Genomic DNA, 13303 nt, shown 5'->3' on the forward strand with positions numbered 1-13303 from the left:
ACCCGAATCTGGGGCGCTTTAGACCAGGGTTTGGGGCGCTTTAAAGCGAGTTCGTCATGATTTCCGCCCTGGAGCGGAAGCCTCCAAGCGTGCGATCGTTCAAGAATGCTAATGGCAACTATAAGATCTATTCGTTTGATTGATGGACGAACCCGCCCCATATTAGCCCATAAAGGTCGCGACCTTTCGGGCATCTGAGAACCGAAGGAACCTTGAAATGACGACGATTACCTATAGACAGTCCGGCAGGATGCGGAGCCCGCTTCCGTCGACCGGTACTTTTGTGCAGCTGATCACGCGGATTGCCGATCGCTGGCAGCGGTGGCGCTCCGAGCGCGAACTCGAGTCCCTTTCCGACGACATGCGCAAGGACCTCGGCTGGCCGGCCATCGACGAAGCCAAGAATTCCAGGGCCTGGCGATGATCGTAATATACTATGAATTCTGAAGGCGACGCTCAACCACACCGGGCGTCGCCTTTCGAACATTTATGCACCTGAGCGCGTATTTGGTTTTATTTTGACTATTGCTGACACATATATTTGGTTGCTTCACGACATTGCTTACCCGCTTCGCCTGCTTTCTTTGTCGCGGTAATTTTAGTGGGTTTGCACAAATATCTCTTTGCGGCCGCTATTTTCCATGCCAATGTCGCTATTGGACCATCGAGCCGACGCATTTGACGCAAGGAATACAGGATGGTCCTGGAGGATGGATTTTCCTGATATGAGCAAGACACCGATTAAGACGCGTTCCCTGGTTTTCTTCCTCGTTCCCCATTTTACCATGCTGCCGTTTTCCGCTGCGATTGAGACGCTGCGGATTGCGAACCGCATGCTGGGTTATCCCGCCTATACGTGGCGACTTGCCTCGACTGACGGCCAGAAGGTTTACTCCTCCAGCGGCATCGGCCTCGAAGTCAATACGTCGCTTGCCGACGAACGCCGTAATCTCGGCGGCGAGAACCGGCCGAACATGGTGCTCGTCTGTTCAGGCATCTACGTCGAGGAGTTCCAGAACAAGTCGGTCAATGCCTGGCTGCGCGAGACCTATAATCGTGGCGTCGCCGTCGGCAGCCTCTGCACAGGCGCGCATGTGCTGGCGCAGGCAGGCCTTCTGAACGGCAAGCGCTGCGCCATTCACTGGGAAAATCTCCCTGGCTTTGCCGAAAACTTCCCCCAGGCTGAAGTCTATGCCGATCTCTACGAAGTAGACAGCAATCTTTATACCTGCGCCGGCGGCACCGCTTCGCTCGATATGATGCTCAACCTGATTGGCCAGGATTTCGGCGAAAACCTTGTCAACCGCGTTTGCGAGCAGCAGCTCACCGACCGCGTCCGCAGCCCGCATGACCGCCAGCGCCTGCCGCTGCGCGCGCGCCTCGGCGTTCAGAACGCCAAGGTGCTGTCGATCATCGAATTGATGGAAAGCAATCTCGCCGAGCCGCTGTCGCTGCTGGAGATCGCCGACGATGCCGGCCTCTCGCGCCGTCAGATCGAGCGCCTCTTCCGCCAGGAAATGGGCCGCTCGCCTGCGCGCTACTATCTCGAGATCCGCCTCGACCGCGCGCGTCACCTGCTGGTGCAGTCCTCGATGCCGGTCGTGGAGGTGGCGGTTGCCTGCGGATTCGTTTCCGCATCGCACTTCTCCAAGTGTTATCGCGAACTGTACAACCGCTCGCCACAGCAGGAGCGCGCCGAGCGCAAGCTCACCATGTCGAGCAACCGCAGCGGCGTCGTCGTCTGAGGCTGACCGATGGAGGCGGCTATTCCGCCGCTTCCTCCGTCATCTTGGCATCGGAATAGACCTGATTGCGGCCCTTGTGCTTGGCCATGTAAAGAAACTGGTCGGCGGCATTGAGATAGTTTTCGAATGCCTCGCGGCCGGCAATTTCGGCAACACCGATCGACACCGTCACCGAGAGCTCCTCGTCGTCCGCATTCACCTTCAAATTAGAGAGATTGACGCGCACCTCGTCGCAAAGCGTCGTTGCTGCGCGTGAATCCATCTCGGTGAACAGAATCGCGAACTCCTCGCCGCCAAGACGGGAGAGCAGGTTCTCACTGCCTTCGAACAGCAAATGAAGCCGGCCGGCAACGGCCTTCAACACCTGATCGCCGATTTCATGGCCATAGGTGTCGTTCAGATGTTTGAAATGATCGATGTCGAGGATCGCGACCGAGATCGGCCGCTGATGACGCAGGCACTCGCTGACGATCCTCGGGCCGTGATCGTAGAAATAACGTCTATTATAGAGCCCTGTCAGATAGTCGCTCGCGGCGGCGGCGCGTAGTTGCTTGAGCTGCATCAGGGTTTCGACATTGTGCGCAATGCGGCATTGCAGCTCTTCGGCGACGAATGGACGATAGATGAAATCGCTTGCACCCGCCTTGAGGAACATCGCCGACAGCAGACGGTCGTTCGAAGAGGAGATGCCGATGACCCGCATCCGATCCGAGCCATAGCGATGGCGAATACGCCGGGTCAGCTCATAGCCATCCATGTCCGGCATATGATGATCGGTCACCACCACTTCGATATCACCATAATCGTCAAGTGCTGCCAATGCTTCGACGCCGGTGCCCGCTTCGGCCACCTTGAACTGCTGCGCCTCCAGGAGCTCCACCAGCGCGCGTCGCGCCGATGAGAGATCATCCACCACTAGGACCCGCGTGCCGCGGTTGGAGATGGCGCGCCGTACGGTGGAAACGAGATTGTCGAGGGCGAATTCATTGTCCTTCAGAACATAATCGACAGTGCTGCGCTCCATGATGCGGTTGCGCGTGTCCATGTCGAAGGACGCGGTGAAAACGACGGTGGGAATACGCTGAGCGATGGTAACATCCAATGCCTCGCCATGCGGTGCATCCGGCAGATTGAGGTCGACCACGGCCATGGTGAAGCCGTGTCCATCCACCGCCAGCGCTTCATTCAGCGTTTTCAGTGAGGCGCAATGGGTAACATTGAGCCCGAGTTCGGTTTGGAACCGATGCGAAAGGACGGAAGAGAACATACGCGAATCTTCAACCAGAAGTATATTCTGGTTGCCACGGCGAAGGCTACGGCCATCGCTGAGGAAATCCACGCGGAACACCATTTGCCTTTACGTCCTCCCAGACTACCCGGCATGCGCTGATCACAGTTACCTATACCGAGCGAAACAACGTCGCCCTTCAACTCCATCGTGAACAGGATTCGTGAAGAAAGTGGAACCAGAGATTGCAGAAATCTTGCACAAAAGATGAATTATCCTCATATTTTGTTTTTCTGAAACTCGATCCTTTCTTCTTCCGGCATGTCATGCACTCAATCTTTCCTGCCGCATCGACTGAATCTGCAGCAACGTGTCGAGGTTCTGGTTCACACGGCAATAGAATTCTTCGTCGATGAACGGCCGCAGGATGAAATCATTGCCGCCGGCCTTGAGAAAGCGCGCCGACAAGAGCCGGTTGGTAGAGGATGAGACGCCAATGATGCGCAGCTCATGCGAGCCGATGCTGGCCCGGATGCGGCGCGTCAGTTCGAAGCCGTCGATATCGGGCATGTTGTAGTCGGTGACCATCAGGCCGATGTCGCGATTGGCCTTCAGGATCTCCAATGCCTTTGCGCCGTTCTCGGCGACGCTGACGCGGAAATTATAGCGCTTCAGTCGGCTGGACAGCAGCGCGCGCGCCGTGGCGCTGTCGTCGACGATCAGCACATGATGACGATGATTGGTAAGAAAGCGGCAAATCGACTCGGCCAGCAGATCGACAGCGAAGATATTGTCCTTGAGAATATAGTCGACAACATCCTTCGCGATCAGTGCGTCGCGCATGCCTTCCTGGAACGTGCCGGTGAAGACGATCGTCGGGATGCTGAGATCGACAAGATATTCCAGCGCCTCGCCCTTTTCCGCCCCCGGCAGATTGATATTGGAGATCGCCAACCGGATCGGCTCCGCCGACTTATCATAGGCAAACTGCAATTCTTCGAAGTTCCTGCAGATTTCGATATCGATGTCGAAGAGTTCCTTCAGCTTCTTGCTGATCATCGACGTAAAGACATTGGAATCCTCGGCGAGAAGAATACGCGCTCCAGCAAGCGAGCCGCCGGAATACTGCATTCCCGAAATACCCAAAAATGGCATGATTAAACCTGCTAATAGAAATCGTCCCCTTCCGAATTTCTACAGCAAAGCACTTGAATATTTATTAAGCGACTGGTTTCCCATAAATGAAGAGGCGACCATCGGGCCACCTTCTCATTTATTGTACCGCGAACATTCAGATGTCAGGCGCGCAACACCGCGTTATCCGGATCAAATAGCCTCTCGCCGACACGATACAGATCGGTGGTCAACCCTGCTCGTCCACTTACTGGCCATGTCCTTGTCGCAATTACATCACTGGGCGGATGCCTTGCCGCGACGACGAACGCTGCTCCTGACCTCAAGCGGCTGCGGCAGCTCCTCTTCGGCCGGTGAAGCGGTGTCTTTCACGACATCTTCACCCACGACTTCCGGCCCATCGGCGGAGTCGGCGAGATTGGTGGTCGCCAACAGATCGGTCTGTCTGCCTCGCTTGCTATCGCGGACGATGTGCAGCTCCTGATGCGGATAGGGAATCGCAATCCCTTCCTCGCGAAACCGCTTCAGGATATTGATACGCAGATTGTTGCGGATCTCCATGCCGTCGGAGAGATCGGAGAGGTAGAAACGCATCTCGAAATCGAGCGAGGACGGACCGATGCGCAGGAATTCCACATGCGGCTCCGGATTTCTGAGCACCTTCGGGATGCCACGCACCAGCTCCAGCAGAATATCCATGACTCTCTGCGGATCGGCATCGAAACTGACCGATACCGGAATTTCCGAGCGCGCCAAGCGATTGCGGTGCGTCCAGTTGCCGACCGAGCCGTTGATCAGCTCCGAATTCGGCACGATGATCGACTGCTTGCGGAAGGTTTCGATCTCGGTCGCGCGCACCGAGATGCGCTTGACGATGCCTTCCGACGTACCCGAGACGATCCAGTCGCCGACCTTGAAGGGCCGTTCGACCAGCAGAATCAAGCCCGAGACGAAGTTCGACACGATATTCTGCAAGCCGAAACCGATACCGACCGAAAGCGCGCTGGCGACCAGCGCCAGGCTCGACAGGTCAATGCCGGCCGCCGAAATGGCGATGATCGACGCCACCGCCACGCCGAGATAGCCGATGCCGGTCTTCACCGAGTTGCGGACACCCAAGTCCACCTGCCCTCGCGCCATGACATTGCTGTCCAGCCAGCGCTGGAACCAGCGCGTCACCAGATAACCGCCGGCAAAGAGCAGGACGCCTGCGAAGATGCCGACCAGCGAAATCGACATGTTTCCGATGTGGATTTCGGTGAACAGCCTATAGGCGATCAGCTCCAGATCCTGGATATGGAACCCCCAGGACAGCAGAATCAGCGGAATGCCGGTCAGAAGCGCGACGGCATAGGTTGCAAGGCCGGCCCCTAGACCGGCCTGATCGAGCGCGACATCGCCGAGCGCGAAGCGGCTTTCGAGGAAACGCCCGACGATCGTCTCGCCAAACACGCCCTGCCTCGACACCGACTTGCCGAGCTGGAAGCCGAGATACATCGTCGCCAGAACGGCACTGGTCACGATCAACTGCGTTGCGATGAAGCGCGCCAGACCGACATAGCCGATAACGGCCGTGAAGATCAGCAATGTACCGAGCACCCGAAGGATGATCGCCATGCCATGCGGCCAGCGACGGCCGGGAGCATCGGGATTGCCGTTCTTTGAAAGGATCGGCGACCCGAAGGAGGCAGCAATCAGGATGAGGCCAATCAGCAGGGCCGCGAAGAAGCTCTTCGCCACGGTGACGACGACAGGCGATCCCATGGATTCGCTGATGCGGTCGAAAACGTAATCGAGACCATTGACGACGGCCATGGCCTGCATGCACCAGCTTAGCGAACGGGCGCCTTTGTTGGACAGCTTGACGAGCCGCCAATGCGGCCTGAAGGGCGCAAAAACCGCATTTGCCAGGCGGCCGACGAAATAGACCAGTCCGATGAAGCCGAACAGAGCCGCCAGGACCGGCGCGATATCCGGCCGCAGCACGTTGAAATTCGACAGAAAGAAAAAGGACGTTACGAGGAACGCGACCAGCGACAGCGTGCGGATCAGCGTCGACCAGAACGCGACCGAGAGGCGGCTGATATATGGCGGATTTTCAATGTTTTCGTCCCGCACATAGTACCTGCGGAACAGTCGATAACCGCCGGACAGGAAAATCAACGCCGCGCCCAGCGACAGGAAAAGGGCAGTCAGCAGCGAACCGAGTTTGGCCTTGACGACGAAGCCGATCCAGCTCGCTACGGCATTACCGAACTCTACGCCCTCGTTGACGAAGGCAGTTCCCGCATCTTCGAATGTGGTGGCGGAAACGCCCGTACGCTTGAACAGCGTCTCGGCAAACAGCTTTCGGCGCACTTCGACAAGCTGCATCACAAGCCGGTTGCTTGCCGCAACGAGGTTATCGGCGTCGACGGTCACGGCGCTGATTTGCGAACGCTCGGCGTTCAGACGGTCGCGCTCTTGGGTAACGATCGCAGCTTCCGGCGGCTGCCCATCCTTGGGCGGCGCACCAAGCTGCGTCAGACGCGTGTCGATCTCGGCAGTGCGAGGCTTCAACCGCGTCGAAATCGCCGCTGCGGAGCGACTGAGCTCATCCGCCCGACCGGAAAGGGCGAGCAACGCACTGTCATCCGCCCCCTCTTCTTTGGACTCCTCTTCGATCGAGGCAAAGTCCTTCTTCGCCTTGGCGAGATCGGCAACCGCAGTCTCCAACAAACCGTTAGCGAGCTGCGCCGACTGGGGCGCTTGAGCTGCGGGCTGTTCCGGTTTCTCTGCAGGCTGCGCCTGTTGCTGATTCTGCGCAAAAGCGTGCCCGCCCGTCAAAAAGCCGGCAACTGTGGCTGCGCTCAGTATCAAAAGCAGCACGGGCAAAAAACGGAGGCGGAGTGTCAGCAGGCGCAAGCAAAGCTCCTCGTCGCAGATTAAATCGCCGGCGGCTGAGCAAACGGATTCGCCGCACGAAACAATGGAAGAACGCGGTCTTCCCATACTGTGATTGCGAATTTCATATTCCCTACGCGTACGCCTTGTAAGGCAAAGAAAGGCGACACAAAGGCATTTACACCTTTATTCCCTCAGAATCCTGCGTCCGGCTGGGCAAGATAGGCTTTCTCAGCCTCCGTCGACACCCGACCAAGGAAGACATTGCGATGCGGGAAGCGACCGTAGGCGGCAATGACGGCGCGATGGCGAAGCGCATAGTCGATCTGCTCTTCGAGACCGAGCGAGCGGAAAAGCGCAACGGCTCGGTCCTGTTCGGCGAGATCCTCGGCATGCTCGAACGGCATGTAGAAGAATATTCGCCGTTCCGCCGGCATCCCTTGATCCGCGCCGACCTCCAAAGCCTCTTTCGCCTCCCGCAATGCCAAACCATCCGTCGCAAAAGCCAGCGGCGTTCCGCGATAGATGTTGCGGGCAAACTGATCGAGGACGATGATCGCTGCAAGGCGGTTTTCGGACGTTGTCCGCCAGAGATCGGGCACACCGGCTGCCAATGCCAGATGCGTGTCGCGAAACCGACGGCGCATTTCTTCGTCGAGAATAACGGTCGAGCGGAACCAATCCTCGCTCGTGCATTCCTCGAACCAGAAGCTCAACACCTCTTCTGGTGTGCAAACAATCAGATCAGCGGCCATTCCCTTCCTCCCGGCATGCCCGTCAGGAAATAGGTTTACGAGCGGCGGCCGGCAATGGGGAACGCCCGTTGGTCAGCTTTTTCGCAGGATCAGAATGAAGGCGATGCCGCCGGCCAAACCCGTGACGATACCGATCGGCATGTCCTCCGGCGCCATGATAAGCCGCGCGGCCATATCGGCCCAGACCAATGTCAGTGCCCCGAAGGCGGCGCTGAGCGGCACGATGCGGACATTGTCGCCCCCGGCAAGCAGCCGGACGAAATGCGGCACCATCAGTCCGATAAAGCCGATCGCTCCCGAAAAGGCAACCATGACGCCCGTCAGCAGCGCTGTAACGACGAAAAGCAGGAAGCGGAATTGCGATACGGCGATGCCGAGCGTCGCTGCTGTCTCATCGCCCATGGCTAGCGCGTTCAGCTCCCGTGATTTCAGCATCAGCGCGCAAAGGCAGACGAGAAGCACGCCGGCCGGATAGATCAGATGCTGCCATTGCGCCAGCCCCAGGCCACCGAGCATCCAGAAGACAACGGTATTGGCCGCCCTGGGGTCGCCGAGAAAAATCAGGAGATTGCCGAGCGCGGTAAAGACAAAGGCGACGGCGACACCCGACAGCACCAGCCGGTCGGCCGAATGCGAGCGCGTCAGCCGGGTCACCAGCGCCACGGCGGCAATCGCAAGCAGTGCGCCGGCGAAAGAAAACAACGGCACTGTCAACAGCCCGAAAATAAGTCCCGTGTGCAGGAGCGCCAGAATAGCGCCGAAAGCGGCACCTGAGGAAACGCCGAGAAGATGTGGATCCGCCAGCGGATTTCGCGTCAGGGCCTGCAGCACCGCTCCAGTGACCGCAAGCCCCGCCCCTACCAGTAACGCCAGGATGACGCGCGGAAAACGGACATCCCAAACGATGCTTTCCTGTCCACCCGACCAAGTGATGGGAAACAAGCCGGCATGCAGCTTGTTGCCGACGATCGACCAGACGGTCGCAAACGGGATCGGCGCCGCGCCAAATGACACGCCCGCCGTGATCGACATGACGAGGAAAGCAGTAAGGAGAAGGATCAGGATGGGAAGACCGGGGCGCATACGAAAATCCAGGAAGCGATCCGTCCAGTGATGGACCGGACGGATCGGCATTGTCGTTCGTTACATCGCTTCAGGATGGAACGCCTTTGCCAGCGTGGCGATGGCTTCGATATTGCGCGGTCCCGGCGTGGCCTCCACATAGGGCAGCACGACGAAACGGTCGTTCTTCACGGCGTCGATGTTCTTGAAGGCCGGATTGTTCTTCAGGAATGCGATCTTCTGGGCCGCGGTGACCTGGCCATAGTCGACGATGACGATGACTTCGGGGTTCTTCTCAATCACCGGCTCCCAGGAAACTTCCGTCCAGCTCTTTTCGACATCGTCCATGACATTGGTGCCGCCGGCCGCTTCGATCATTGCCGTCGGGATGCCGTAACGGCCCGATGTGAAGGGCTTTTCCTCGCCGGAATCATAGACGAAGACGCGGGTCGGCTTGTCGACATGACCGATTTTCGACTGGATATCGCTAAGCTGTTTGCGATAGCCGGCAACCAAGGCCTCGGCCCTATCTTCGACACGGAAAATCTTGCCGAGATTCAGCAGGTCCACGAACATGTCGTCCATGGTCGGCTTGTTTTTCTGCATGACGAAAATGCAGGATTCGGTAAGCTCATAGACCTTGATGCCAAAGGGCGCCAAGGTCTCTGGCGTCACTTCGCCGCCCACTTTCATGCCGTAGTTCCAGCCGGCGAAATAAAAGTCGGCATTGGCGCCGAGCAACACCTCCTTGGTCGGATATTTCGGCGAAAGTTCCGGCATTTCCTGGACGCCGTCCCTGAGCTTCTCGTCCAGCGTCTTCCAGCCGGAAACGCCGGTATAGCCGACCATCCGATCCCTTAGCTTCAGCGCCAGCATCATTTCGGTGAGATTGACGTCATTGGAAACGGCGCGCACCGGCGCCTCATCGAAGGTGACATCGCGATTGCAGCTATGCACCGTGACGGGTTCGGCCAAGGTGCCGCCGGCGAAGAGCATGCCGAGCAGCAAGGCAGTAGCGGGCAAGGACATACGGAAAAACATGAAGGGCTCCAAACTATCGAAGAGAAAAACTAAAACGATGGGATGTGTCGCCCGCGACCTGACGGCTTGCCTCGACACGGAATGCGGATGAGATGCGCTCGGCGGTCAGAACTTCGGTGGGCAAGCCGTGACCGCTCAGACGGCCGGAATCGAGCACCGCAACATGCGTCGCGAAATCGGCGGCGAGATTGATGTCGTGCAAGGTGGTGATGATCGTCACACCGAGGCCTTTCAACAGCGCCAGTATTTCGAGCTGATGGCGGATATCGAGATGATTGGTCGGCTCATCGAGGATGATCAGCTCCGGCTCCTGTGCCAGCGCGCGGGCAATCAATACCCGCTGTTTCTCGCCGCCTGAAAGCGATGCGAATTGCCGGAGCGCCAGATGCTTGAGATCCAGACGGAGAAGTGCCGCCGCAGTTGCCGCATGATCCTCATCGCTCCACCGCGCCATGCCTTTGCGATGGGGAATGCGGCCCATCATCACCACGTCACGGACGCTGAAGGGAAAATCGCCCGGCGTCTCCTGCAGGACGACGGCGATACGCCGCGCCGCCTCACGCGGGCCGATCGACCAGAGATCGGTACCGTCGAGACGCACCAGACCCTGTTGCGGACGGATACCACGATAGAGGCAGCGGAGCAGGGTCGACTTACCGGCCCCGTTCGGACCGATAATCGCCAGCCGATCCCCGGCTTTGACAGACAGGCTGATGTCTCGGATGATCGGCTTACCCTTATGCGGCCCCCAGGTGACGCCATCAGCTTCCAGTCGCAAGCATTTGTCCAACATGCCCCCGCTCCTATTGTAAAAGCGTTGCGTGGCGTTCGGACGAAACGATGGCCGCCGGGATACGCGCCAATGTCTTGCCGCCCAACATTTTTGGGCGCTCACCTTCCCGCGTCAGGCCATCGGGCCGATCGCGGTAAAGCTCGGCGAAGGAGACCAGCGCTCCGATGTCGGCCTCATCAGCGATATCGCCAAAGAGGTACGTCGCCTTTGCCGACGCCTGAAACGCGACGGTGCACGGCCGATCGCAGCCAGCCATGCAGACGCTGCCCTCCAGACTGAAATCGTCGGAAAGCGCTGCACCGGCCTGGATAATGGCTGCTTGCAGATGCTTCAGCAGATCGAGACCGGGGCGGCATGGCGTGCCGAAGTGGCGGCAACTCGTGCATACGGTGATCCGATGCGTCTGCTCTTTTGCTTTGTCCATGAAAAGCCTCCCGGAGATCTTACCGGAGGCAAAGTCAAGATAGGGCTTGCGGACACGAATGCGCCCTCGCCCAACCACTGAATTTCCATCGGAACACCCCGTCCGTTGCGGTTGACGTTATCGATGGCAGGTCTCCTGGCTCACGGGTCACAGCCCGTTCGCACCTTCCCGGCATGAAGCCAGTGGCATATCGCGAACGCGCTCTCCGCTTACAGTTGCGGGGGCAGCCACGGTTTTGGCCCCTGATGGGTAATCCGCACCGTGTTCCCTTTTCAGCCGCCCTCCGGATGTTTCCGGCGGCAGCACCATCGACATCGTTCATCTCACAGAAAATCGAAACGAGCAATGGCGATGTCATCGATGCCTGCATTTGTCCCTAAGTCCGATTGGCGTGTTGGGTAAGTCAAGTTGATATGTTATTACATTACATATTTCAATCAAAATCTCAGGCATGGTGATAGGTCGGAAGCTCGTATTCATCACAGCGATGGAGAACGGGGGCGTAATCTCGCCCCCGGAGGTAAACGAGACAAAACCTGATCACACGGCCTTACACTGCGGATAGAACCGCGCAGCCACCCCATCCGCAGCCGCATAGGCCTGCGTGACGATCTCGGGCACGAGATCGATATCCGGCAAGCTTCCGAGCCCGAGCGGACCGATGGCGAAAAGCCCCTCTGTCGTTTGTCCATCCACGGAAAGCGCGCCCGTCGCCTCCACAGCCAGGCCAAAACCGAGTTCGTCCGGTGTGGCGAGGCCCGCGTCGATCAGGCTCCGCATCAATGGCGTGTCGAGATCGGGCTCCTGACAGCGGCAATCGATCACTTCGTCGGCATAGATCTGCTCCACGCCTTGGTGACCAGCCGGCTTCAGCACCAATCCGGTCGGCGTACGCCCGAGGAATTGTCCATGGCGCGACAGCGTACTGCCCTCCGCCAGCTCCTGTTTGAGCCGGACATACAGTGCCTCCGGCAGACGATTACGGTGGCTGTCGTAAAGAGCGCGCAGATGGCGATTGAATTGCTGCTTCTGTCCCGCCGGCAGTGAACGCCAGAGCGAGCGTGCATGTTTGCGCAGGCCGTTCATGACGGATTGCCAGCTCTGCCCGCTCGCCTCAGCATTCTCGCAAGCCCGCCGGATAAAGCGCACGATCTCGCTGAGACTGGTGGGCATGGCTTCCGCGGGAAAGACCGGATCGGCATTGCTGCGCGTATGGCTCTGCGGCAGAAAGCCGTGCCTCGAAACGATGGTGATCTGACCGTCATAGCCGTTGTCACGCATTTGCAGCAGTCGGTCGACGACACGCAGACCGCTGCCGAGCAATACCGTATGCGGGCGCGACACCAGGCGGCGGGCGCGGACCGTCGTCGGCGTCGCCACGGGTTCACCGCTCTGCGGCTCATGATCGGCAATGCCGTAGCCGGTGGCCAGGATCACTATGTCGAACGGTGGATTGGCGGCGGCGCTCTCCACCACAAAGCGGTCGCCATGACTGCGGCAAAGGCCGGTTACCGTCTCTGCGCTGACTTGCACCGTGATGTCCCGCCGCAAGGACAATGCATCGGAAAAGCGCTGGTAGACATAATCGCTGAAAATGCTCTTGGGGACGAAGATCTGCAGAAACCCAGGAATTGCAGCCGGCACGGCACTACGGAAGGTCGCATTGCTACAGAGCCAATCGTTGAAATCGTTGGGATCGCCGGCGGAAACCGAGAGATCGCGCACACGGCTGTTCAGGATTTCGCTGCTGTGGCCGGACGCCAGAGCCTGACCGCCGCTGACGCTGGAATTAGGATCGAAAAGCTGCAGATGAAACGGCGTGCGCACCGTCTTCATCAAGGCAATCGCCATCATCATGCCTGAAAAGCCGCGGCCGACGACGGCGATGCGCGGCATTGCATAGGCCTGTGCCGAGGCATTTGCCCTGGCGGAAAAAAGTCCCTGAACCGTCATATCAACTCCCGGGGCAAAGAGGTGGTCGATCATGCTTTTCTAAGGGCATACTGATATTTGGCTGTGAACCGCACACAGCTCGCGGCCACCGAACGACTGGCTGCTAGAGCGCCGAACGTCCGTAAACGCAGAAGGGCTGCTCTGGTTCTTTGAACCCATTGCATCTTCTTCGTTTCGGTGATCCACCTGAAAACCGGATGCTCTGGGCGGGCTTCCATCCAAACTGGGAACCCATTTCACTTCGTCAACCTGCACATCTCGAGCCCATCGGCAGTCCGAGGAGCA

11 protein-coding genes and 1 riboswitch are annotated in these 13303 nt (G+C 58.6%); of the genes, 2 read left to right on the forward strand and 9 right to left on the reverse strand.

Translation table 11 applies throughout. The features are described from left to right. Positions 1 to 217: 217 nt before the first annotated feature. Complete coding sequence (locus QA646_RS08850) at positions 218 to 424, forward strand: hypothetical protein (protein WP_283058698.1); 207 nt, start codon at positions 218 to 220, stop codon at positions 422 to 424. 301 nt (positions 425 to 725) lie between these two features. Beyond that, complete coding sequence (locus QA646_RS08855) at positions 726 to 1745, forward strand: GlxA family transcriptional regulator (RefSeq protein WP_349254261.1); 1020 nt, start codon at positions 726 to 728, stop codon at positions 1743 to 1745. A 19-nt stretch (positions 1746 to 1764) separates the two neighbouring features. On the opposite strand, the gene QA646_RS08860 is transcribed toward QA646_RS08855, so the two are convergent. The 9 genes from QA646_RS08860 to QA646_RS08900 all read right to left on the reverse strand — a co-directional run bounded on the left by QA646_RS08860 (position 1765) and on the right by QA646_RS08900 (position 13018). Continuing rightward, a complete protein-coding gene (locus QA646_RS08860) occupies positions 1765 to 3096 on the reverse strand; it encodes a diguanylate cyclase (RefSeq protein WP_283058700.1) in 1332 nt (443 codons plus the stop codon). Between the two features lie 201 nt (positions 3097 to 3297). Then, entirely contained in the window at positions 3298 to 4128 is an 831-nt protein-coding gene (locus QA646_RS08865; RefSeq protein WP_283058701.1) for a response regulator, read from the reverse strand. A gap of 255 nt (positions 4129 to 4383) precedes the next feature. Next, on the reverse strand, positions 4384 to 7011 hold the full coding sequence (locus QA646_RS08870) for a mechanosensitive ion channel family protein (protein ID WP_283058702.1): 2628 nt from the start codon (positions 7009 to 7011) through the stop codon (positions 4384 to 4386). Between the two features lie 173 nt (positions 7012 to 7184). After that, on the reverse strand, positions 7185 to 7745 hold the full coding sequence (locus tag QA646_RS08875; RefSeq protein ID WP_283058703.1) for a DUF924 family protein: 561 nt from the start codon (positions 7743 to 7745) through the stop codon (positions 7185 to 7187). Positions 7746 to 7817: 72 nt separating this feature from the next. Next, entirely contained in the window at positions 7818 to 8828 is a 1011-nt protein-coding gene (locus QA646_RS08880; protein ID WP_283058813.1) for an iron ABC transporter permease, read from the reverse strand. Positions 8829 to 8888: 60 nt separating this feature from the next. Continuing rightward, complete coding sequence (locus QA646_RS08885) at positions 8889 to 9803, reverse strand: ABC transporter substrate-binding protein (RefSeq protein WP_283058814.1); 915 nt, start codon at positions 9801 to 9803, stop codon at positions 8889 to 8891. A gap of 58 nt (positions 9804 to 9861) precedes the next feature. Then, complete coding sequence (locus tag QA646_RS08890) at positions 9862 to 10641, reverse strand: ABC transporter ATP-binding protein (protein ID WP_283058704.1); 780 nt, start codon at positions 10639 to 10641, stop codon at positions 9862 to 9864. A 10-nt stretch (positions 10642 to 10651) separates the two neighbouring features. After that, a complete protein-coding gene (locus QA646_RS08895) occupies positions 10652 to 11065 on the reverse strand; it encodes a DUF1636 domain-containing protein (RefSeq protein WP_283058705.1) in 414 nt (137 codons plus the stop codon). Positions 11066 to 11172: 107 nt separating this feature from the next. Beyond that, a riboswitch (cobalamin riboswitch) is annotated at positions 11173 to 11390 on the reverse strand. A gap of 215 nt (positions 11391 to 11605) precedes the next feature. Continuing rightward, positions 11606 to 13018, reverse strand: coding sequence for an FAD/NAD(P)-binding protein (locus tag QA646_RS08900; protein ID WP_283058706.1), 1413 nt, complete (start codon positions 13016 to 13018; stop codon positions 11606 to 11608). Between the last annotated feature and the right edge of the window lie 285 nt (positions 13019 to 13303).

Source organism: Rhizobium sp. CB3090 (assembly GCF_029714285.1).
In the GTDB taxonomy this organism is placed as follows: domain Bacteria; phylum Pseudomonadota; class Alphaproteobacteria; order Rhizobiales; family Rhizobiaceae; genus Rhizobium.

Bases quoted from the DNA above. Each gene is read 5' to 3' on its own strand.
- QA646_RS08850 (WP_283058698.1), top strand. From the start codon at position 218: ATGACGACGATTACCTATAGACAGTCCGGCAGGATGCGGAGCCCGCTT.
- QA646_RS08855 (WP_349254261.1), top strand. From the start codon at position 726: ATGAGCAAGACACCGATTAAGACGCGTTCCCTGGTTTTCTTCCTCGTT.
- QA646_RS08860 (WP_283058700.1), bottom strand. From the start codon at position 3,096: ATGGTGTTCCGCGTGGATTTCCTCAGCGATGGCCGTAGCCTTCGCCGT.
- QA646_RS08865 (WP_283058701.1), bottom strand. From the start codon at position 4,128: ATGCCATTTTTGGGTATTTCGGGAATGCAGTATTCCGGCGGCTCGCTT.
- QA646_RS08875 (WP_283058703.1), bottom strand. From the start codon at position 7,745: ATGGCCGCTGATCTGATTGTTTGCACACCAGAAGAGGTGTTGAGCTTC.
- QA646_RS08880 (WP_283058813.1), bottom strand. From the start codon at position 8,828: ATGCGCCCCGGTCTTCCCATCCTGATCCTTCTCCTTACTGCTTTCCTC.
- QA646_RS08885 (WP_283058814.1), bottom strand. From the start codon at position 9,803: ATGCTCTTCGCCGGCGGCACCTTGGCCGAACCCGTCACGGTGCATAGC.
- QA646_RS08890 (WP_283058704.1), bottom strand. From the start codon at position 10,641: ATGTTGGACAAATGCTTGCGACTGGAAGCTGATGGCGTCACCTGGGGG.
- QA646_RS08895 (WP_283058705.1), bottom strand. From the start codon at position 11,065: ATGGACAAAGCAAAAGAGCAGACGCATCGGATCACCGTATGCACGAGT.
- QA646_RS08900 (WP_283058706.1), bottom strand. From the start codon at position 13,018: ATGACGGTTCAGGGACTTTTTTCCGCCAGGGCAAATGCCTCGGCACAG.